Annotated in this window: 16 protein-coding genes, 3 pseudogenes and 1 CRISPR repeat array; of the genes and pseudogenes, 18 read left to right on the forward strand and 1 reads right to left on the reverse strand. The window is 60.7% G+C overall.

Annotated features, from left to right (window positions below):
- Nucleotides 1-7 precede the first annotated feature (7 nt).
- Genes cas7c through cas2 form a run of 12 tightly spaced genes read left to right on the forward strand, consistent with a single transcriptional unit; the run spans nucleotide 8 to nucleotide 11,274 of the window.
- Nucleotides 8-994 (forward strand): type I-C CRISPR-associated protein Cas7/Csd2, encoded by a 987-nt coding sequence (gene cas7c / locus Mhypo_RS01460; RefSeq protein WP_119339582.1) that lies wholly within the window; start codon nucleotides 8-10, stop codon nucleotides 992-994.
- Entirely contained in the window at nucleotides 987-2,279 is a 1,293-nt protein-coding gene (gene cmr1 / locus Mhypo_RS01465; protein WP_119339583.1) for a type III-B CRISPR module RAMP protein Cmr1, read from the forward strand. The genes cas7c and cmr1 overlap by 8 nt, the downstream gene beginning before the upstream one ends.
- A complete protein-coding gene (gene cas10 / locus Mhypo_RS01470) occupies nucleotides 2,276-3,757 on the forward strand; it encodes a type III-B CRISPR-associated protein Cas10/Cmr2 (protein WP_119339584.1) in 1,482 nt (493 codons plus the stop codon). Before cmr1 ends, cas10 begins: the two co-directional genes overlap by 4 nt.
- Entirely contained in the window at nucleotides 3,738-4,871 is a 1,134-nt protein-coding gene (locus tag Mhypo_RS01475; protein WP_119339585.1) for a type III-B CRISPR module-associated protein Cmr3, read from the forward strand. The genes cas10 and Mhypo_RS01475 overlap by 20 nt, the downstream gene beginning before the upstream one ends.
- Before the next feature lie 2 nt (nucleotides 4,872-4,873).
- Nucleotides 4,874-5,731, forward strand: coding sequence for a type III-B CRISPR module RAMP protein Cmr4 (gene cmr4, locus Mhypo_RS01480; RefSeq protein ID WP_119339604.1), 858 nt, complete (start codon nucleotides 4,874-4,876; stop codon nucleotides 5,729-5,731).
- Complete coding sequence (gene cmr5, locus Mhypo_RS01485) at nucleotides 5,728-6,117, forward strand: type III-B CRISPR module-associated protein Cmr5 (protein WP_119339586.1); 390 nt, start codon at nucleotides 5,728-5,730, stop codon at nucleotides 6,115-6,117. Before cmr4 ends, cmr5 begins: the two co-directional genes overlap by 4 nt.
- The gene (gene cmr6 / locus Mhypo_RS01490) at nucleotides 6,107-7,099 is read left to right on the forward strand and encodes a type III-B CRISPR module RAMP protein Cmr6 (protein ID WP_119339587.1); all 993 of its coding nucleotides are present in this window, start codon (nucleotides 6,107-6,109) and stop codon (nucleotides 7,097-7,099) included. Before cmr5 ends, cmr6 begins: the two co-directional genes overlap by 11 nt.
- Complete coding sequence (csx2, locus tag Mhypo_RS01495; RefSeq protein ID WP_119339588.1) at nucleotides 7,096-8,217, forward strand: TIGR02221 family CRISPR-associated protein; 1,122 nt, start codon at nucleotides 7,096-7,098, stop codon at nucleotides 8,215-8,217. The genes cmr6 and csx2 overlap by 4 nt, the downstream gene beginning before the upstream one ends.
- Nucleotides 8,214-9,272, forward strand: a complete 1,059-nt coding sequence (locus tag Mhypo_RS01500; RefSeq protein WP_119339589.1) for a putative CRISPR-associated protein — start codon at nucleotides 8,214-8,216, stop codon at nucleotides 9,270-9,272. Before csx2 ends, Mhypo_RS01500 begins: the two co-directional genes overlap by 4 nt.
- Before the next feature lie 27 nt (nucleotides 9,273-9,299).
- Nucleotides 9,300-9,956 carry a CRISPR-associated protein Cas4 gene (gene cas4, locus Mhypo_RS01505; RefSeq protein WP_119339590.1) on the forward strand — a complete coding sequence of 219 codons (657 nt, stop codon included), beginning with the start codon at nucleotides 9,300-9,302 and terminating at the stop codon, nucleotides 9,954-9,956.
- Nucleotides 9,953-10,972 (forward strand): type I-C CRISPR-associated endonuclease Cas1c, encoded by a 1,020-nt coding sequence (cas1c, locus tag Mhypo_RS01510; RefSeq protein ID WP_119339591.1) that lies wholly within the window; start codon nucleotides 9,953-9,955, stop codon nucleotides 10,970-10,972. Before cas4 ends, cas1c begins: the two co-directional genes overlap by 4 nt.
- Nucleotides 10,973-10,974: 2 nt before the next feature.
- Nucleotides 10,975-11,274 carry a CRISPR-associated endonuclease Cas2 gene (gene cas2, locus Mhypo_RS01515; protein ID WP_119339592.1) on the forward strand — a complete coding sequence of 100 codons (300 nt, stop codon included), beginning with the start codon at nucleotides 10,975-10,977 and terminating at the stop codon, nucleotides 11,272-11,274.
- Between the two features lie 219 nt (nucleotides 11,275-11,493).
- Nucleotides 11,494-15,350: a CRISPR direct-repeat array (repeat unit 37 nt; unit sequence GTTGCACTCGCGCGAAAGCTCGAGTGAGGATTGAAAC).
- A gap of 54 nt (nucleotides 15,351-15,404) precedes the next feature.
- Here the strand turns inward: cas2 and Mhypo_RS18825 are convergent.
- Nucleotides 15,405-15,632 (reverse strand): annotated as a pseudogene (locus Mhypo_RS18825) (IS4 family transposase); the annotation flags it as partial.
- A gap of 74 nt (nucleotides 15,633-15,706) precedes the next feature.
- On the opposite strand from Mhypo_RS18825, the gene Mhypo_RS01525 reads away from it, so the two are divergent.
- The 6 genes and pseudogenes from Mhypo_RS01525 to Mhypo_RS18790 form a co-directional block, all read left to right on the forward strand.
- A complete protein-coding gene (locus Mhypo_RS01525) occupies nucleotides 15,707-16,651 on the forward strand; it encodes a DNA methyltransferase (RefSeq protein WP_119339593.1) in 945 nt (314 codons plus the stop codon).
- A gap of 43 nt (nucleotides 16,652-16,694) precedes the next feature.
- Entirely contained in the window at nucleotides 16,695-17,516 is an 822-nt protein-coding gene (locus Mhypo_RS18005; RefSeq protein WP_240637069.1) for a hypothetical protein, read from the forward strand.
- On the forward strand, nucleotides 17,509-18,666 hold the full coding sequence (locus Mhypo_RS01540; RefSeq protein WP_119339595.1) for a vWA domain-containing protein: 1,158 nt from the start codon (nucleotides 17,509-17,511) through the stop codon (nucleotides 18,664-18,666). Before Mhypo_RS18005 ends, Mhypo_RS01540 begins: the two co-directional genes overlap by 8 nt.
- Before the next feature lie 4 nt (nucleotides 18,667-18,670).
- The gene (locus Mhypo_RS18470) at nucleotides 18,671-18,787 is read left to right on the forward strand and encodes a replication initiator protein A (RefSeq protein WP_240637070.1); all 117 of its coding nucleotides are present in this window, start codon (nucleotides 18,671-18,673) and stop codon (nucleotides 18,785-18,787) included.
- Between the two features lie 11 nt (nucleotides 18,788-18,798).
- Nucleotides 18,799-19,134: pseudogene (locus Mhypo_RS18475) on the forward strand (replication initiator protein A); the annotation flags it as partial.
- Between the two features lie 193 nt (nucleotides 19,135-19,327).
- Nucleotides 19,328-19,553: pseudogene (locus Mhypo_RS18790) on the forward strand (transposase); the annotation flags it as partial.

The raw sequence follows: 19,553 nt of genomic DNA on the forward strand, positions 1-19,553 counted from the left end.
GCCCTGTATGTCCCAGCCCATTCAAAACCGCTACGAGTTTTTGCTTTTTTTCGACGTACAAGACGGCAACCCCAACGGCGACCCCGATAGCGGTAACGCCCCCCGCATAGACCCGGAAGACGGCCACGGCCTGGTGAGCGACGTGGCCCTTAAGCGGCGCATCCGCAACTACGCCCAGGCTGCCGGGGCCAGCATTTTTGTTCAGCACGGCACCAACCTCAACCGCTCCATCTTCGAGGCCCACGAGAAAACCGAGGGTGGGTTCACCGCAACCAAAACCAAGGACAAGGTAGAAGCGGCCCGCCGCTGGATGTGCCAGCACTTCTTCGACGTGCGAACCTTTGGCGCAGTGATGAGCACCGGGGCCAACGCCGGGCAGGTGCGGGGGCCGGTACAGATTACCTTTGCCCGAAGCCTCGACCCCATCTTCCCCGCCGAGTTCAGCATCACCCGCGGCGCGGTGGCCGAGGACGTCAAGAACGCCAAAACCCTGGAAGACTACCTGCGCTGGGAGAAAGAACAACCCGAGGACAAGCTGCGCACCATGGGGCGCAAGAGCCAGGTGGCCTATGGCTTATACCTGGCCAAAGGCTTCATCAGCGCCCACCTGGCCCAGGGCACCGGTTTTAGCCAGGCCGATCTTAAGCTTTTGGTGGAAGCCCTTTTGAACATGTACGACCACGACCGCAGCGCCTCCAAAGGCATGATGGCCACCCGAAGGCTCTTCCTCTTCCAGCACGCGGGCACCGACCCCCTCAACGCCGAGCAAAACAAGCGCCAGGCCATGCTGGGCTGCGCCCCTGCCCACCGCCTGCTAGACCTGGGGCAGGTGGTCTCGGTGCGCCTTTTGGACGAAAGCAAGCCGCCCCGCCGCTTTGCCGACTACGAAGTAACCGCCGACCCCTCCCGGCTGCCCAGGGGGGTGCGGATGTTGGAACTAGACGCCTGGGACGAGGCCCGCTTTGACCGCTGGATGGGAGGGCAGGATGCCTAGAACCATCCCCATTTCGCCCCCCGAACTCAAGACACCTGCGTTGGAGACCTGGACGCTCAGGCTCAAAACTATCACACCAATGTTCGGCGGCAGCGCCACCATGCGCGAGGTGGACGCAGACAACCCCGTGCGGGCTGCCAGTGTGCGCGGGCACCTGCGGTTTTGGTGGCGGGCTGTGGCGGGGGCGCAGTATGCCAGTGCGAAAGAGTTGTTCAAGGCGGAGGAGGAAATTTGGGGCAGTGATGCCATTCCAGGAAAAGTTTCCATAAAGGTATTGGAGGCGAGGGCATCAGAGCCCAAGCCTTGCTGTACTTTTGAGCATCCGCGAAGAGATGGGGGAACTGAGCTAAAAACCTACCCTTATTTTGACGAGTACCCCGGATATGCTCTTTTCCCGTTTCAGGGCAAGGCCCGGAAAGACAAACAAAGTGGCGTAATAACTATTACTGAGCAGCCATCTAAGTGTCTCGAAGAAGTAAGCTTTACCCTATGCCTTTCTTTTCCTAACTACATCAAGCCCCAAGTTGAACCGGCCGTCGCCTTTTGGCTAAAGCTTGGCGGAATAGGGGCGCGTACAAGGAGAGGCTGCGGAAGCCTAGAGATTGTTGAGGATTCGCTTCCTCAAAACACGAAGCTCGAATCTTTATTGGGTCGCAAAGCAAATAGTCTTCTCACAACGGTTCCAATCGTTTGTTTTGTGGGCGAAGAGAAAAAATCGCCCATCCGAGCATGGAAAGAGGCAGTCGAGGTTTACAAGGAGTTCCGGCAAGGAAAAGATTACGCCAGAGACCCAGGCTCTAATCCCAAATCTGCAAAACTCGGACGTTCAAGGTATCCAGAACCCGATACTATTCGCGAAATGTTTTCGCAAGAGAGTTGGCGGCGCGAAGTAAAACATCCAGTTAGAGGCTTTCCTCGAGCCGATCTAGGCCTCCCGATAGTTTTTCACTTTCAGGAAGAAGGCCCTAAAGATGAAAACTTCTACCTCGAGTCCAACTTTTCACGCGGTTCACGGTTTGCCTCGCCGGTCATTACGAAAGCGATGAAAAAGAATAATGGCTATGCTCCGGCTATTATTCTGCTCAACGCACCTCATGTGTGGGAGGCTGGAAACTTTACGTTGAGGTTGCGTTCGGATGTGCATGTAATAAACGAGAACTTTGTTAATCTTGATCGGCACAGTCGAGAGCACATACCACCGCTGAGAATGTTTGGCTCCAAACCGATTCGCGAAGCATTGTGGGATTTCATAAAGTCCAAGGACTACCAGGAGGTGCGCCTATGAGCCACCTGCTCTCCATCTCCCTTGGCCCGGTGCAAGACTTCATCGCCGCCGCGAGGCGCACCGCCGACCTGTACGCGGGTTCGCAAATCTTGCAGGAGCTGAGCAAGCACGCCGCGCAGCATTTGGCTTCGCAGGGGGCTACGCTCATCTTCCCAGCCGACAAGGATGCCGACGGGGCCAACAAGATTCTAGCCGAGGTGAGCGCAGACCCCAAGCAGCTTGCTAAGGATACTAAAATGGCCGTTCAGGAGAGGCTCAAGGGGCTTTGGGACGAGACCATCAGCAACCTCCCCGACAAGCATAGAAGCCTGATCGACCGAAGGGCCGAAGAGCAGCTTCGGCAGTTCCTCGAGTTCTACGCCGCCTGGGTGCCGCTGCCCAACAAGGAGGCCTACAAGGAGGCTCGGCTTCAGGTAGAACGGCTTCTGGCCGGGCGCAAAGCTTTGCGGGACTTTACCCCCACCCAGCAAAACGACGACGGTGTGCCCAAGTCTCCCCTAGACCCCTCCTGGGCGGCGGTGATAGATCCTCGAAAGTGGGCCACTGCCAGCATCCACCTGGCCGATGGCTCCTACCGCCCACTGCGTATCAAGCCCACCGAGCACCTCGACGCCATCGCGCTGTTCAAGCGCTGCTACGGGGTGCTGAACTCGGACAAAGTGGTGGACACCCGCACCATGGCCCGGCGCTCCTGGAGGCCGGAAGCAGAGCCCGACGAGCGCTACGGCGAGGATGACGACCACATCCAGGAGCCTCAGCCCTACTTGGCCATCCTGGTGGCCGACGGCGACCGCATGGGCGAGCTGATTGCCCGCCAGGACGACCCCGATGCCCACCGCGGGCTATCAAAAACCCTGGATGACTTCGCCAAGGAAGCCCGGAAAATTGTGCCCAAGCACAGGGGCTTTATGGTCTATTCGGGCGGGGACGACGTGCTGGCCCTCCTGCCGGTGAACCAAGCCATCGCCTGCGCTAAAGACCTCTCGGAGGAGTTTCGCCACCGGGTCAAGGGCACCCTTTCGGCGGGGGTTGCCATTGTGCACTACCGCGAGCCGCTCTCCATTTCCCTGCAAAATGCGCGGGATGCGGAGAAAGCAGCTAAGAACGGTGGACGTAATGCTCTGGCGGTGGCTCTGCACACCCGTGGCGGCTCGCCGGTCACGGTGGTGCAGCCCTGGGACGAGCTGTCCTGGGACGAGCTGCTCGAGGCCTACCAAAACCGCCAGATTACCCGTGGCCTGGCCCATGAACTGCGCGACCTGGTGCAGGAGTGGCAGGACGACATGCGGGCCGATTATCTCCATAAGGAAGCCCAGCGAGTTCTGGCCCGCAAAGAGGCCCGCAATTTAAAAATCCCAGAACCCACCAGCGACATACCTGCCTACCGCAAAGCCCTGCTGCGCTTTGTGGATCAGCTCATCATCGCCCGCTTTTTGAGTGGCCTTCGGGAGGAAGAGCATGCCGGAAAGAGTGCTTGAAATCCACGCCCTGAGCCCCCTGCTTTTCCGCGACGGCAGACCCTTTAGCGCCGCCGACGGCACCGAGACCGCCGCCCGGAGCCTAAGCCTGCCCTTGCCCAGCACCGTGGCGGGCTTCGTGCGGACGCAGGTGGGGCTGGCCGAGGGCAAGGGGTTCACCCAGGAACACCTGCAAAATCTGCACGGCCTTCAGGTGTGCGGGCCGCTGCTGGCTCGAGACGACGAGGTATTGCTACCAGCCCCCCGCGATGCGGTGGTTTACCGGGATGCTGACGGCAATGCCCAGGTCATGAAGCTGACCCCCTTTAGCCCCCCCGCGGGCGCAGGCTGTGACCTGCCGGACGACCTTTTGCCCTTGCAGGTCACCCAGGACGTGAAGCCCGAATCGGGCTACAACTTCTGGACGGCCCAGAGTATGACTTGCTGGCTGTTGGGGGAGAAGGTTATTCCGCAAAAAATAGCCGGTCTGCCCACCGAGACCCGCGTGCACGTGGCCATGGACCCCGCCAAGGGCAAAGCCAAGGAAGGCCAGCTATACAGCGTGGCCTACAGGCCCCTCGAGATGGGCGATAACCCCCAAACCTACCAGCCCGCCAGCCTGCGGGTGCGGCTCTCGCTGTCCAACGGGCAGACCCCGGCCCCCATCGGCCACCTGGGGGGCGAACGCCGCCCGGTTGCGGTGGAGGTAAAGCCAAGCCTTTCAGACTACTGGTTCGACTGCCCGGAGGGTATCAAAAAGCGCTTTGCCGAGCTGGGTAAAGGGGCCCGGGTGCGGCTGGTGCTGGCAACGCCAGCCCTGTTCGAGTACGGCTGGAAACCGGACTGGATCGAGAAATCGGGCAGTGGCGATCTTCATCTACCCCGAGGTCTCTGCAAGGTGAAACTAAAGCTTGTGGCCGCCACGGTGGGGCGGCGGGAGGCGGTGAGCGGCTGGAACCTGCGGGAAAACCGGCCCAAGCGGGTGCGTTGGATGGCGCCCGCAGGCAGCGTGTACTTCTTCGAGGTGGTGGACGGCCAACCAGCCGACCTGTTGGAAAGCTGGCTCAGGCCTGTTAGCGACCACAAGCAAGATCGTAAGGACGGCTTTGGTCTGGCCCTATGGGGAGTGTGGTGAACATGCACGCAAAGATGATTTTTTGGCAAGCCCTTACACCGGTGCACCCCGGCACCGGGCAGGACAGTAGCAGCGTGATTGACCTTCCCGTAGCCCGCGAAGCGGCCACGGGTTTTCCGGTAATTCCAGCCAGCAGCCTTAAGGGGGTGCTGCGCGATGGGCGTGGTTTGGATGAAAACGATGAAAGTGAAGAGGCCATGACTGCGAGAAAGAGATTTGGCTTCGCAGGAAGAAAGAAAAAAACAGGCTCCGATGAGGAGGAAGATATCAGCCAAGCCGCTGAACTGACCCTCACCGACGCCCGTGTGCTCTTTTTGCCGGTACGCTCGTATGCGGGCACCTTTGCCTTCCTGACCTGCCCGCTGGTGCTCGAGCGGCTCAAACGCGACCAGAAGGCCTTGGGTCTTCCTGAGCTAAAAGCTCCGATACCGAATCCGGGACAGACGGAAGCTCTCGTGCCCAAGAACACTCAAATTGTCCATGCCAACCAGGTAATCCTCGAGGACATAGACCTGAGTGCCACTGTCGGAGGCGCAGAAGCGTTGGCGCAGGAACTAGGGCAACTGGTCTTTGGCGCGGAGTCGAGCTACTTTGTGGGACGCTTTGCATTGGTATCCAACGAAGCGTTCGATTACTTTTGCGAGATGGGCCTCGAGGTCATCGCGCGCGTTCAACTCAACCCGAAGGAAAAGACAGTTCAAGAGGGCCCCTGGTACGAGGAGGCCATCCCTGCCGAGACGGTGTTCTCGAGCTTCGCTATCGGCGATGGTTTTGAAGAACTCAACCGGCCCTATATCCAGATAGGCGGCCAGGCCAGTGTGGGCCGGGGGCTGTTGCGGCGGTTGGGGGGTGGTGTATGAGCCTGGTGACCCGTGCGCAGAAGGATATGAAGAAGGCCCTCGAGCTGGTGAGCAGCCTGGAGCAGGAAAACCCAGAAGTCAAGAACATCTACGGCAGACTGTGCCACAACTTTCCCATCCTGGTGCGTCAGAGCGGGCTTTGTCAGGCGCTTGCCTTTAGCGCAGATAAGGCCCGCAAGGAAGATGGACGGGGCCGGGCGCACCGTTTGGTACTCAATCATGTAGCCAAGATTCTAGGCGCTGATGACGCCCTTGAGGCTGTTCACAGGGCCGATGCCATCGGCTACATGCACTACACCCGCCGGGTGCTTTCGGCCTGGGTCTACTTCAAGCGCTTCGCCGCCAGCGTGCTGGGAGTGCACACCGGAGGGCGCGATGAGGTCTAGCAGGCTCGACCTTCCACCTCCGGCTCATGCCGGGCTGGCCTTGCAACGCTACTTGAAAGAACACGACAACAGCCATGCCTCGGTTCGGGTGCTGCTCAAGCACATCGCCAAAAGCCGGGTGCTAGAGGTGTACGAGCAGGCCTTCCAGCGCTGGAAGGCTGCCCTCAAAGATGCGGTCTTCCTCGAGGCCACCACCCGCACCCCCCTGGCCATCGGCCTGGGCAACAGCAGCCCCCTGGAAAACGGCCTTTCCATTCACCACACCTACGGTACGCCCTACCTACCCGGTAGCGCCCTGAAGGGCCTGCTGCGCCGGGCCGCCGAGCGCTTTGGCCTGTGCGAAGCGGAGAAAGCGGTTCTGCTGGGCGAAGGCCCCGACCCCAAGCAAAAGAAGCCGGGAAACGCCGCTTATCTGGTCTACTGGGATGGCTGGCTGGATCCGGCCAGCGCCCAGCCCTTCCAGCAGGACGTGATCACCGTCCATCACCAAGAGTATTACAGCACGCGCGGACAAGTCTGGCCCACCGACTTCGACGACCCCAACCCGGTGGCCTTTCTCTCGGTAAAGCCAGGGGTGAAGTTCCATATTCCCATTACCTGCCCCGCCGAAAACGCCCAGGACTGGCCCCACAAGGCCGCCGAGATGCTCAAGTGGGGCCTGGAGCACCTGGGGCTGGGGGGCAAGACCAATGCGGGGTATGGGTATTTTAGTGACTTCAGGATCACAGTCCCTGAGAGACCAAAGTCGCTAAAGGAGCACATAGAGGAAGCCGAAAGGCAAACTCGAGAAGTTCTGAGCCAGGCCAAAGATGCCTCATCACTATCCAAAATTGACGACTATCTCCCTAAGCTCGAGCGTTTAGAACCCGCCGTGAGGAGGTCGAGCCTCGAGGCCATTAAGGCTCATCTAGAGGCCATGAAGCGCTGGGATACAAAAAAGAGCCGCTGTCAAAAAGTCCAGAATCTATTGGAGGAGTCGTGATTCTGCTCTCGATGCTGGGCACTAACGACTACAAGGAGGTTGCTTACACCTGGGGCGATAAAAAGGCCTTATCAAGTAAGTTCTTTCAAGCCGCTCTAGCCGGATGGTTCCCCCAGGCTAATGTGCTGATCTGCGTGACCAAAGAGGCTAGGGATAAGCACGAGCAAGCAGTTAAGCAGCTCCTGCCCAGCGCCCAGCTGGTTGACATTCCATCGGGCAAAAAAGAGGCCGAATACTGGGAAATCTTCAACACCCTCGAGCAGCACATCCCCACCGGGGCCGAGTTGGTGTTCGACGTGACACACGGCTTCCGCTCGCTGCCGAACTTGGCACTGCTGGTGGTCAGCTTCTTGCGTGCAGCAAAAGCCGTACAACTAAAGCATGTGCTCTACGGGGCCTACGAGGCGAGAACCGGCGACACCGCGCCGGTCTTCGATCTTACTCCGTTTATGACCATGCTGGACTGGGCCAGTGCCACCAACCGTTTTCTGGATACCGGTTATCCACAAAAGCTAGCACAGGTTGCACTATCGGAAGATAAGTACAAAATCATTGCCTCCTCCCTTACTGACTTCTCCCATGCTATGCAGCTTCATGACCCCATTAGGGCCGGGCAAGAGGCTAAAAAAGCGCTCGATGCCTTACAAAAGGATTTTGGCGGGCCAATGGAGATTCTCAGAGGACGGCTGCAAAAACGGCTTGAGCCCCTAGTTTTCACGAAGGAGGATGAAGACGAAAAGCAGCTACGTGCAATCTGGGCTCAGGTAGATTGGTACCTCGAACATCAGCATTACGAGAAGGCGGTTGGCCTCGCCAAAGAGTGGCTCTACCTTTTTGCTCGGTGGAAATCTGGAAAAGGGATCTGGCCAGAAGATAAAAGTTTCTCCCTAAACACGTTCTTGAGTAAGCAGGAAAACAGTGAATTGAGGGAGATTGATAATAACCTGCGATCGCTTAGAAACAGCATGATGCACTGGCGTGGAATTCCCACGGAAGAAGGCATACTAGCGGCAAATCAAGCCCCTTTCGAAAGTCAGATCCAAGTAGTCCAAGACTTACTCAAAAGGCTCAAGAGTAAGGTCATCCAAATGGGCCTCGAGCTTCCGGAGGTTCCGTGAGCACTGTCATACTCACAACCGTCGGCACCAGTCTGCTCTTCAACGCTCGCCGCGAGGGCCTGGTAGAAGACCACCAGATTCTGGCATACCTGAAGCAAGACCCCAAAAAAGCCAGCGCCGAGACCAACTCGCTTTCGCGCATTTTGCAAAAAGGCGATGAGGTGGTGCTGCTGCACAGCGACACCTTCGAGGGTGCTAACGCCGCAGACTTGCTGGAGCGCTTCTACCGGGAGCAGGGGGTGCCTTGTGATCGGGTGCGCATACCCGGCCTGGCCTACGAGGCCCAGGGCTTTGTGGACTTTGGCCTGAAGAACTTTGTGCGCACCCTGGCCGGCGAGATTCGTAAGGCTGCCAAGGGGCAGAAAGACGTCATCATCAACGCCACCGGGGGCTTCAAAGCCGAGATTTCCTATGCCACCGTGCTGGGGCTGGTGTTCAAGGTTCCGGTCTGCTATATTCACGAGCAGTTCAGGGAAATTGCCATCCTTCCGCCCACGCCCATCGGGTGGGATAGCAGCTTGTTTGTTTTGTATGGCGACTTTTTCGACTGGCTGAGCGAAGGCGAGGGGGGCGTGCGTCCCAAATCGGAGGTGCAACCGAGGGCAGCTCTGTTGCCCGAAGAAGCACAGGTCTTGCTGGAGGAGTTCGAGCTCGACGGAAAGCCTTACGTGGGGCTATCCCCCTTGGGCGAGGCCTACTTCGAGGCTTTTCGGGGTGAGCTCGAGCAGGCCCAGACCATCCCCATCTACCTCGCGCCCAAGGCCAGGCGCACCTTGGAGGGCCTCGAGCCCGCCATCAAAGAGCGCTACCGCAAGCTGCTGGAGCGCCTACGGCTGCCCAACCGCGCTGCCAGCAGCGAACTCAAAAGCGGCGGGGGCGACGCTCTGGGGTTTCCCAAAGGGCGCATAGACGAGCGGGTTTTTTACGCCGAGAAGGACGGTGCGCTCTATGTGTTCGCCCTCACCCACCACGGCCCGGAGTACGAGCGCATGTGCCAGGAAGGCTTCTACTGGCGTGATTATTCGCCGCAGGACTTCACCCTGCTTGACGAGTGAAGCCCCCAAAGCCTATCCGGAGGCTTTATGGATGAGACGGACGACCTATTCCCCCAAATAGACCCGCCCAGCTCTGCCGAGCGGGAGCCCTTACCCCTGAGCGCCCTAGCCCAGTACACCTACTGCCCCCGCCGGGCCGCGTTGATTCTGCTGGAGGGCGAGTGGGAGGACAACGAGTACACCCTGCGGGGAACCCGCGCCCACGAGAATGTGGACATTCCCGAAGGGCTCTTGCGCGAGGGGGTCTGGGTCGAGCGGGCCTTGCCCATCTGGTCGGAGCGGCTGGGGTTGGTGGGCCGGGCGGATGTGGTGGAGTTTGTGGACGGGAGGCCCTACCCGGTGGAGTACAAGGTGGGCAAGCGGTGGCCCCGCGAACTGGCCCGCAAAGCCGCCGAAGTGCAGCTTTGCGCCCAGGCCTTGTGCCTGGAGGAGATGTTTAGCGCGAGCGTGCCGGAAGGGGCCCTATTTAGCAAGGCCAGCCAGCGCCGCCGTCCGGTGCGCTTTACCCCAGAACTGCGGGCCGCCACGCTGGCTACCATTAGCGCATTACGCAAGCTGCTGCGACAAGACTGTTTGCCCCCACCTGCCGCCGACGAACGCTGCAAGCATTGTTCTCTAATCTCGGTGTGCATGCCCGAGGTGCCACTGGCTCTACAAGTGTGGCAGGCCCAACAGCAAACATGACCAGCGAAATTCTAAACACCCTGTACATCCAGACTCAAGGCGTCTACCTGCGCCTCGAGGGCGACACCCTGCGCATCCAGCACGAGAATATCACCTTGCGCAATGTACCCATGCATCACCTTGGCGGGGTGGCGGTCTTTGGGAATGTGCTCATTTCACCCTTCTTGCTGCAGCGTTGCGCCGAGGAGGGCCTCGAGGTCTCCTGGTTCAGCGAGTCGGGCCGGTTTTTTGGTCGGCTGTCGGCGCCGGTTTCGGGGAATGTGTTGCTGCGTCAGGCCCAGTACCGAGCTCTGGACAACCCCTCTACCAGCCTGTACCTGGCCCAGCGTTTTGTGGAAGGTAAGCTTAAAAACTGCCGCCTGGTTTTGCAACGGGCGCTGCGCGAGCGCGGCGAGACCGATGCCCTGACCCAGGCGCTATTTGAGCAAGAGGCTGCCCTGCGGATGCTGCCCCAGGCCCGCTCGCTGGACGAGGTGCGGGGTTTAGAAGGGAATGCCGCCAGCGCCTATTTTGCCGCATTTGGTGACCTGCTACTCTCGGGTGAGTTTTACTTCGATGGCCGCAACAAACGTCCCCCACGCGACCCAGTAAATGCGTTGTTGGGCTTTGTGTATGCGCTGCTAACCACCCAGTGTACGGCTGCCCTGGAAGGGGTAGGGCTCGACCCCCAGGTGGGCTTTCTTCATGCCCTGCGGCCTGGACGCAACGCTTTGGCCCTGGATCTAATCGAGGAGTTTCGGGCCTGGTGGGCCGACCGCATGGTGTTGTCGTTGCTCAACCGCAAGCAGCTAAACCCCGACCACTTCGAAACGCGCCCTGGCGGGGCCGTGCTGCTGGGCGAGGAGGGGCGTAAAGCAGTAATCGTGGCCTTCCAGAGCCGGCGACAAGAAACCGTGCAGCATCCCCTGTTCAAAGAACCCGTACCGGTAGGGCTTTTGCCGCACATTCAAGCCCGCTTGCTGGCCCGCTTCCTGCGAGGTGACTTGCCCCAGTACCCGCCATTTGTGGGGAGATAGAAATGGAGCGGATAGATATTCTGGTCACCTACGATGTAAACGTTACGTCTGAGGACGGCCAGGCCCGGCTGGCCCGGGTAGCTAAAGTCTGCAAGAACTTTGGTCAGCGGGTGCAGATGTCGGTCTTTGAGTGCAGGGTTTCGCGGGCCCAGCTCGAGGACATGGAAGCCAAGCTGCTCAAAATTATCGAGCCCGACAAGGACAGCCTGCGCATCTACACCCTTCAGGGCGGCAGAGAGAAATGCCTGCGCGTCCATGGCCAGGACAAGTACACCGACTTCGACGACCCGCTGGTGCTCTAACCCCTCCAGGGTTGGGCAACCTACCTGGCGCTTGCTTAGCGCGAACCCCAAGCAAGCGCCAAAACCCAGGGGGGTTCGCGCAAGCCGAGAAATCGGCTAGGGGACATTGAAAACCCGTATTTCCTTCACCTTCCCCCACCCTGCGTCGGAGGCCTTTTTGCGGGGGTTCGCGCAAACAGCCCCTTGAACCCCGTGCAGCACGCACGCTAGAATGAGGCCGTTGCACTCGCGCGAAAGCTCGAGTGAGGATTGAAACACTTCATTCCAGGTTACGGTTTCAGTTTTCATATCGTTGCACTCGCGCGAAAGCTCGAGTGAGGATTGAAACTCGATAACGCGGAGACGCCCCGCGTTGTTCATCTCGTTGCACTCGCGCGAAAGCTCGAGTGAGGATTGAAACCCGGCGGGATGAGGGGGAGCAGCGATGAATCCCCTGTTGCACTCGCGCGAAAGCTCGAGTGAGGATTGAAACGTGCGGCTCAAATTGACCACCGCCACCAACCCCAACGTTGCACTCGCGCGAAAGCTCGAGTGAGGATTGAAACTCATCAGGGGGTCGGGGCGATTCATGGTTGTTCCGTTGCACTCGCGCGAAAGCTCGAGTGAGGATTGAAACGAGGACGAGCGCAGCTCGAACAGCGTGACCAGCCGGTTGCACTCGCGCGAAAGCTCGAGTGAGGATTGAAACCTACGCCGAAGAGGTCATCTGGGCTCAAGGCCCGCGTTGCACTCGCGCGAAAGCTCGAGTGAGGATTGAAACTTCCATGCCCGGCTTGAGAAGGCCCTACAGATCGCGTTGCACTCGCGCGAAAGCTCGAGTGAGGATTGAAACCCCAACGCCAGCGCGTATATGCCCGCTCTTCCTCGTTGCACTCGCGCGAAAGCTCGAGTGAGGATTGAAACCTCGACAGGGTTGCCACGATCTCCTCGTTGCCGCTCGTTGCACTCGCGCGAAAGCTCGAGTGAGGATTGAAACTCGGTGCGAGAGATGGCCGAAAGCGCCGGATCCAGGTTGCACTCGCGCGAAAGCTCGAGTGAGGATTGAAACCCCCAGCGGTACCAGCCCCAAGTTTTCCAGTTGCGTTGCACTCGCGCGAAAGCTCGAGTGAGGATTGAAACGGGTAGTATCTGGCCCCACCGACTTCCGTTCCCAAGTTGCACTCGCGCGAAAGCTCGAGTGAGGATTGAAACCCAACGACTTTGTAGGCGCTGACTCCCAACCCTAGTTGCACTCGCGCGAAAGCTCGAGTGAGGATTGAAACTGAACGTGGGTCTGAATCTGAACCGTTGGCCCCTGGTTGCACTCGCGCGAAAGCTCGAGTGAGGATTGAAACCCTCAACCCAAGTTGGAGGCAGGACGCAGTCCTGGGTTGCACTCGCGCGAAAGCTCGAGTGAGGATTGAAACAAGCCATTGCGCGGGCGGTGGGGGAGGGCATCATAGTTGCACTCGCGCGAAAGCTCGAGTGAGGATTGAAACCACCGAGCAGGCGAGCCTCAAGCTCGAGCAGTCGGTTGCACTCGCGCGAAAGCTCGAGTGAGGATTGAAACGAAATCCCTTGATTGTTGACGAGCTGCGCTGGGAAAGTTGCACTCGCGCGAAAGCTCGAGTGAGGATTGAAACTTGGAGATTCGAACCGAGTTGCTAGTGCATGCCGGTTGCACTCGCGCGAAAGCTCGAGTGAGGATTGAAACATGTATGTCCTCCTCGCGGCTGTGGCGGCCTGCTGGTTGCACTCGCGCGAAAGCTCGAGTGAGGATTGAAACGCTAATCTGATATTTACGCACTTTAGCCTGTGTAGGTTGCACTCGCGCGAAAGCTCGAGTGAGGATTGAAACCAGGATTTTAGGCCCACATGTGCGGCTAAACCAGATGGTTGCACTCGCGCGAAAGCTCGAGTGAGGATTGAAACGTGGGAGTAGGCGCGGCCATCCAAAATGTTTACGCGTTGCACTCGCGCGAAAGCTCGAGTGAGGATTGAAACCATACCGCCGAGCCGAAACGCCCCGAATTCAACGAGTTGCACTCGCGCGAAAGCTCGAGTGAGGATTGAAACACCCCCTCGGGCAACAGATAGACCGGCTTGGCCCCCGTTGCACTCGCGCGAAAGCTCGAGTGAGGATTGAAACCGACCACCCCGACAACCCCCATGCACGTTGGGGCAAGTTGCACTCGCGCGAAAGCTCGAGTGAGGATTGAAACCCCGTCGCGATGCCGTTGTAGCTTTGAAACGCGGGGTTGCACTCGCGCGAAAGCTCGAGTGAGGATTGAAACCTAGCGGGTAATCTAGGACGACAGGAGGTAAGCATGTTGCACTCGCGCGAAAGCTCGAGTGAGGATTGAAACCTAGGGGCTAGGGGCTAGGCTAGGGCTAAGCGGATGTTGCACTCGCGCGAAAGCTCGAGTGAGGATTGAAACGTTGCGCCAGCGCCAGCACTAGGCATTGCCATAGGTTGCACTCGCGCGAAAGCTCGAGTGAGGATTGAAACGCTGGGGAGACATCGACGAGGCCTGGAGGGAGCAGCGCGTTGCACTCGCGCGAAAGCTCGAGTGAGGATTGAAACTCACCGAACGCCACATCCAGCGCCAGATTGTGGACTGTTGCACTCGCGCGAAAGCTCGAGTGAGGATTGAAACTTCGTCTCCCCGGCATACCGCCATTACAACCTCATGTTGCACTCGCGCGAAAGCTCGAGTGAGGATTGAAACGGCGGCGAGGTGGTGCGCCGCCGGGAGGATGGCATGTTGCACTCGCGCGAAAGCTCGAGTGAGGATTGAAACCCTGAGTCCATGCTCGAGCACTACTCGGCTCTGGTTGCACTCGCGCGAAAGCTCGAGTGAGGATTGAAACCCTGCTCCTCGTGGTCTACCCCGTATGCTCGGGGCGGTTGCACTCGCGCGAAAGCTCGAGTGAGGATTGAAACATCCCCGTAAAACTCCACCGACCCGTCGGGGTGGGTTGCACTCGCGCGAAAGCTCGAGTGAGGATTGAAACCTTGAAACCATAGCCGCGCAGGATGCCTTCCTCGATGTTGCACTCGCGCGAAAGCTCGAGTGAGGATTGAAACTGCTCCTGTCTTTGGCCTCATGAGAACTTCCATGCGTTGCACTCGCGCGAAAGCTCGAGTGAGGATTGAAACGTGAAGAGGTTAGCAGCTCTCTGGTACTCCGGGCGTTGCACTCGCGCGAAAGCTCGAGTGAGGATTGAAACGAGCATGACCTTTTCCAGGTCAGCTTCCACGTAGTGTTGCACTCGCGCGAAAGCTCGAGTGAGGATTGAAACTGCTCCTGTCTTTGGCCTCATGAGAACTTCCATGCGTTGCACTCGCGCGAAAGCTCGAGTGAGGATTGAAACGGAAGCCCCCGAAAAATCCCATCCCCAACCATTGTGTTGCACTCGCGCGAAAGCTCGAGTGAGGATTGAAACAACGGTCATCTCAGTCAATCTATCTGAGAAAACAGGTTGCACTCGCGCGAAAGCTCGAGTGAGGATTGAAACTTGGCGAATGGTCTTTACCTTGTAGGGGTTGCCCGCGTTGCACTCGCGCGAAAGCTCGAGTGAGGATTGAAACGCAGGTTTTTCATTATTTGATGTTGACTTTAGCCAGGTTGCACTCGCGCGAAAGCTCGAGTGAGGATTGAAACCCTGCCCTTCACCTCCACGGCTAACTCGGCCTGGCCGTTGCACTCGCGCGAAAGCTCGAGTGAGGATTGAAACTGCCATAGCTGGTTTTGCTGGTGCTGGTGCGCCAGGTTGCACTCGCGCGAAAGCTCGAGTGAGGATTGAAACGGTGAATATGCTGAAACCGTTTTTGTATATGCAAAGGTTGCACTCGCGCGAAAGCTCGAGTGAGGATTGAAACCGCCATGCGCTCGAACAGGCTTTCGGCCCCGCCTAGTTGCACTCGCGCGAAAGCTCGAGTGAGGATTGAAACCGCGTGCGCCCGTGCGCGTGCGTGTGTGTGCGTGGTTGCACTCGCGCGAAAGCTCGAGTGAGGATTGAAACTTGAGCATTTCGATAATCTTTTCCATTGCTTTGTGTTGCACTCGCGCGAAAGCTCGAGTGAGGCGAGAAAGCCTCTCCCCCCGCGTCACGTGCGTGGCCTCCAGGTCGAACCCCCGCCCCTTCAAGGCCCCAAAGAGCCGCTCTATCCCCCACCTGAGCCCGTACACCTCTAGCACCCGGTGAGGGTCCAGGTCCGTGGCCACAATCAGCCACTCCCGGACCCCAAGGCGCAGCCCCACCACCCACATGCGCCGGCCGTAGACCCAGTACCGCCGCTTAGACACCCGGCTCTCTCCCACCCTAAGGGAGGCAAAAAGCTCCCAGGCCCGAGGGCCTGAGCCAGGCCGCCACATTCGGGTGTTGGCCTTGACCCGGATGCACCGGGGGTTCCGTCAGACGGAAGTTTCCAGAACCGTAAAATATTTTCATGAAGCGAAAAGCTTGGGACGTGTACAGCGAGGTTCTTAAGGCGGCCCGAGATCTGGGCCTCGAGGTTGAGGAGCAAGAGGTGGCAAAGGCCCTCCTCGCCTGGCCCAAGGAGCGCTTCCACGTCTTCGCCGCCCGGATGGGCCTCAAAGAGAAGTACCTGCGGCACGACCTCCTTCCCGTCGCCTTTCTCCCCGAGCCCTTGCTGGAAGCGCTCCAAAGGGGGCTTCCCCTGCGGGAGGCCCACAGGCTCCATCGGCTCCTGAAGGGCGGGAAGCTTTCCCTTCAGGACCTAAAGGGCAAGGACCCCAAGGCACTCATGGCTCTCCCGGCCCGGCCGGGGGAGGTGGACTTTCGCCTCCCCGTTTGGTTCTTCCCCCCCGAGCCCTGGGAAGAGGCCCTCCCCCTGGCGGTGGCCCAGGCCCTGATCCAGCTCTACACAAAGGAGGGGGAACTCGTGTTGGACCCTATGGCGGGCCGGGGGACCGTGGTGGAGGTCGCCCGCGCCCTAGGCCGCCGGGCCTGGGGCGGGGACATCGCCCCCAGGGGCCCCCTGGTGGAGCTGACCGACATCCGGGACCTCCCCCAGCGCTTCCGGAAGGAGGCCGCCTTGGTGGTCCTTCACCCGCCCACCTTCCCCGCCTGGCTCAAGGAAGAGGGGCAGCGGGAAGAGGCGGAGGAGCGCTACGGGGAGTACATCCGGCACATCTCCTCCTTCCTGGATCTCTGCCGCCCCGCCCTGGCCCTGGGGGGAAGGCTGGTTCTGGTGGCCCGGCCCCGGCGAACCCTCACCTCGAAGGACCTGGAGGCGGGGCACGACTTCTTCCTCGCCCCCTGGGAGCGGGCCCTGGCCGAGGCCGACTTCCGCCCCCTGCGCTACCACCTGGCCGTGAGCCAAGACGGCAGGCAGGACTGGCACCTCTTCGTGGGGGAGCCCCGGAGATGAGGGTGGACCTTTCCTTTGAACTGCCCCCGGCCTCGAGGCAGAGATGGCCTACTCGGGGTGGGGCTACGACCCGGAAATGGCGGCCCTCTGGCAAGAGCTGGTGGAGGTTTACGCCCCCCTCGCCCATGGGATCCCCATCCGCTGGCGGGTGGGGACGAAGGTCCACCAGGCGGCGGCCTGGCGGAAGGAGGAAGGTGTGTGGACCGTGGAGCTCTCCCCCCTGCTCTTCTCCCGCTACCCCATCTTCCTCGGCAAGCGCTACCGGCTTCCCATGGGGCTTCCTCCCCTCCACGCCCTGGTCCACATTCTTCAAAAAGAGGAACGGGTCCTTCCCATCCCCCTAGAGAAAACGTTCGCCCGCCTCTCCGCGAGGGCGGCCCATCCTTCCGTTTCCGTGGTGGCCTACTACGCCTTGGCCCAGGGCCAGCCCCTTCCCCTCCTGGTGGAGATGGCCGTGGGGAACCCGGACGCCTTCGCCACCTGGCTTGTCGCCCTGGAGGAGGTTCAGGGCGAGAACCTAAGGGGGGATATCACGGCCCACCACGTCTTTGGCCAGATTTTTGCCTGGGCACTTGAACAGGGCACGCCTAACCCCATGCCCCTCACCGATGGGGAACCCGTCCGGCCTGCGCCCTTACAGCCCTACCGCCCCCTCTTCGGCCCGCCCCACGCCGGGGCCTCCGAGCAGGACCCCGCCTGGAAGGCCCTCTACGGCACCCTTGTCCGGGCGGCGGGGCCCAGTGACCCTTGGGAAGCCCTTCTGCAGTGGCGGGACTACTGGTACTTGCGGGGAATCGGCGAGGTCCTTCCGTCGGACGGCAAGGAAGCCCCCGGGGAAAATGGGGAAGGAGGTACGCATGAATAGGTTCGCGAAACTCAAGCAGCCCTCGGAGCTCGGCCTACGCGTAATCCGCGGCGTGGTGGGGGGGAAGGACCTTCTCAAGGTGGAGCTCACCGCCCCGGAAAGGCCCCCCCTCACCCCCGACCTGGCCCTGGTCCTGGACCGCTCGGGGAGCATGGTGGGCCCTAAGCTCCAGGAGGCGAAGGCCGCCGCTTTAGCCCTGCTTGACGCCTTCCCGGAGCGGGGCCGGGTGGCGGTGGTGGCCTACAACCATGGAGTGGAGGTGGGGGGTCTAGACCGGAAGGCGGCCCGGGCCTACCTGGAGGCCCTAAAGGCCTCGGGCAGAACCGCCCTCCACGCGGGCTGGCGGCAGGGGACCCTCCTCCTGGGGGATCGGGCGAGGCCCCGTTTCCTCTTCCTTCTCTCCGACGGGCTCGCCAACGAGGGCCTCACCGACCTCGAGGCCCTGGCCCAGGAGGCCCGGGAGGCGGCCCAGGCAGGGGTCTACACCTTAACCCTGGGCTTCGGGGAGGGCTACGACCGGGCGCTCCTCGCCGGGATGGCCCGGGAGGGAGGCGGGGTTCACCGCTACGTGGCGGAAGGGGAGCTCCTGGCGGCCCTGACGGAGGAGCTCGCCTTCCTCAAGGGGCCCGTGAACCTGGGGGTGCGGGTGGCCCTGGGCGGGGTGGAGATCCACCTGGCCCCCTTCGCCCCCAAGGAAGCCCGGGTCCTCCTCCTCCCCGTGGGGGAGGCCCGGACCCTGGAGGTGGAAGATGGGCTTCCCGGGGGCGCGATCCTTTACCGCCTCCCCCTTCCCGGGCCCGCTCTCGAGGGCAGCGAGGCCTGGCGGGAGGTGGAGCTGGAGGCCCTCCTCGCCGAGTCGGGGAGGCTTTTGGAGCGCGAGGCCGCCTCCGCCGCCGAGGCCCAGGCCCTGGCGGAGGAGGCCAAGGGGCTCGCCCTAAGGCTCCAGGCCCACCCCTTGGGGGAAAGCGAGCGGGCCCTGGCCCTCTTCGCCGCCCTGAAGGCCTTCCAAAAGGCCATGGAGCGCCTGGCCGCCCGCTACGAGGCCTGGGCCTCCGACCGGGTGGCCCGCGAAGGCACGGCCTACACCACCTACCTCTCCTTCCCCCAGCGCCTGGGCCGCCTCAAGTACCGGGACCGCACGGAGGGGTAGCCCGGTGCCGCCCAGACCCTCATCACCCTCTACTTCGACGCCGGAAGCCCCCGAGTACGGCACCTTCACCACCACCCCCTACCAGATCCTCAAACTTATGGGCCTGAACACCTCGGGCTAGCCCTCAAGGAGAACCTGATGCACCTCACCACCGCCACCTACGTGCTCTCGGAGGCCTGGCGGGAAAATGGGCGCTGGCAGAGCGTGACCTTCCGCTACATAGAGAAGCAGGAGTACACCAGCTCCACTCAAGGCAAGCTGGACCACTCCGGCGTCCTCCGCATCACCCTAGCCAACGAGATCGTCCACTCCCTGAAGAACCAGTACGTGAAGCCCATAGACATTGAGTTCATGGCCAGCCTCAGGAGACCCCTGAGCCGCGCTCTCTACCGCCTACTGGGCGCCCAGCACTTCTCCCCGGAAAACCCCTCTCTCCTGCCCCGCTTTGAGGTGAACCTTATGGAGTAGGCCGCCGCCTGCAAGGTAGTCCACAAGCGACCCGACAAGGTGCGGCGCACCCTCGAGCCCGCCCACCAGGACCTCCTGGAGCGGCGCTACCTCCAGTCGGTGGAGTACGTGGCAGTGATCGCTTTCCAAGCCTGATATGCCTTCGTGTGCTACTTGACCCCAACCCCTGGGATGGGAAAAAAGAGGGGGTGCTATGCTTCCAGACCGCGAGCACCCCCTTTACCATCTTGACGCAGAGACCCTCTTGGTGGCTACCTACGTCTGGGTGGCGACGAACTGAAGGCCATCGTAGCCCAAGGCTTCAAGCTCCCCAGGCTACCTGGCCGCAAAGTCTACGCTCAAAGCCTACTTCCCCTCCCTGCCCCACCTCTCCCGCTTCTACCGGGTTCTCCAAATAGCCCACGTCCTTTGGGCCCATC

The sequence above is a fragment of the Meiothermus hypogaeus genome (assembly GCF_003574035.1).
In the GTDB taxonomy this organism is placed as follows: domain Bacteria; phylum Deinococcota; class Deinococci; order Deinococcales; family Thermaceae; genus Meiothermus; species Meiothermus hypogaeus.

Coding starts and splice junctions, on each gene's coding strand:
- cmr5 (WP_119339586.1), top strand. CDS start 5,728: ATGAGCCTGGTGACCCGTGCGCAGAAGGATATGAAGAAGGCCCTCGAG.
- cmr4 (WP_119339604.1), top strand. CDS start 4,874: ATGCACGCAAAGATGATTTTTTGGCAAGCCCTTACACCGGTGCACCCC.
- cas10 (WP_119339584.1), top strand. CDS start 2,276: ATGAGCCACCTGCTCTCCATCTCCCTTGGCCCGGTGCAAGACTTCATC.
- cmr1 (WP_119339583.1), top strand. CDS start 987: ATGCCTAGAACCATCCCCATTTCGCCCCCCGAACTCAAGACACCTGCG.
- cas7c (WP_119339582.1), top strand. CDS start 8: ATGTCCCAGCCCATTCAAAACCGCTACGAGTTTTTGCTTTTTTTCGAC.
- Mhypo_RS01475 (WP_119339585.1), top strand. CDS start 3,738: ATGCCGGAAAGAGTGCTTGAAATCCACGCCCTGAGCCCCCTGCTTTTC.
- Mhypo_RS18005 (WP_240637069.1), top strand. CDS start 16,695: ATGGCCTACTCGGGGTGGGGCTACGACCCGGAAATGGCGGCCCTCTGG.
- cas4 (WP_119339590.1), top strand. CDS start 9,300: ATGGATGAGACGGACGACCTATTCCCCCAAATAGACCCGCCCAGCTCT.
- Mhypo_RS01525 (WP_119339593.1), top strand. CDS start 15,707: ATGAAGCGAAAAGCTTGGGACGTGTACAGCGAGGTTCTTAAGGCGGCC.
- cas2 (WP_119339592.1), top strand. CDS start 10,975: ATGGAGCGGATAGATATTCTGGTCACCTACGATGTAAACGTTACGTCT.
- cas1c (WP_119339591.1), top strand. CDS start 9,953: ATGACCAGCGAAATTCTAAACACCCTGTACATCCAGACTCAAGGCGTC.
- Mhypo_RS01540 (WP_119339595.1), top strand. CDS start 17,509: ATGAATAGGTTCGCGAAACTCAAGCAGCCCTCGGAGCTCGGCCTACGC.
- cmr6 (WP_119339587.1), top strand. CDS start 6,107: ATGAGGTCTAGCAGGCTCGACCTTCCACCTCCGGCTCATGCCGGGCTG.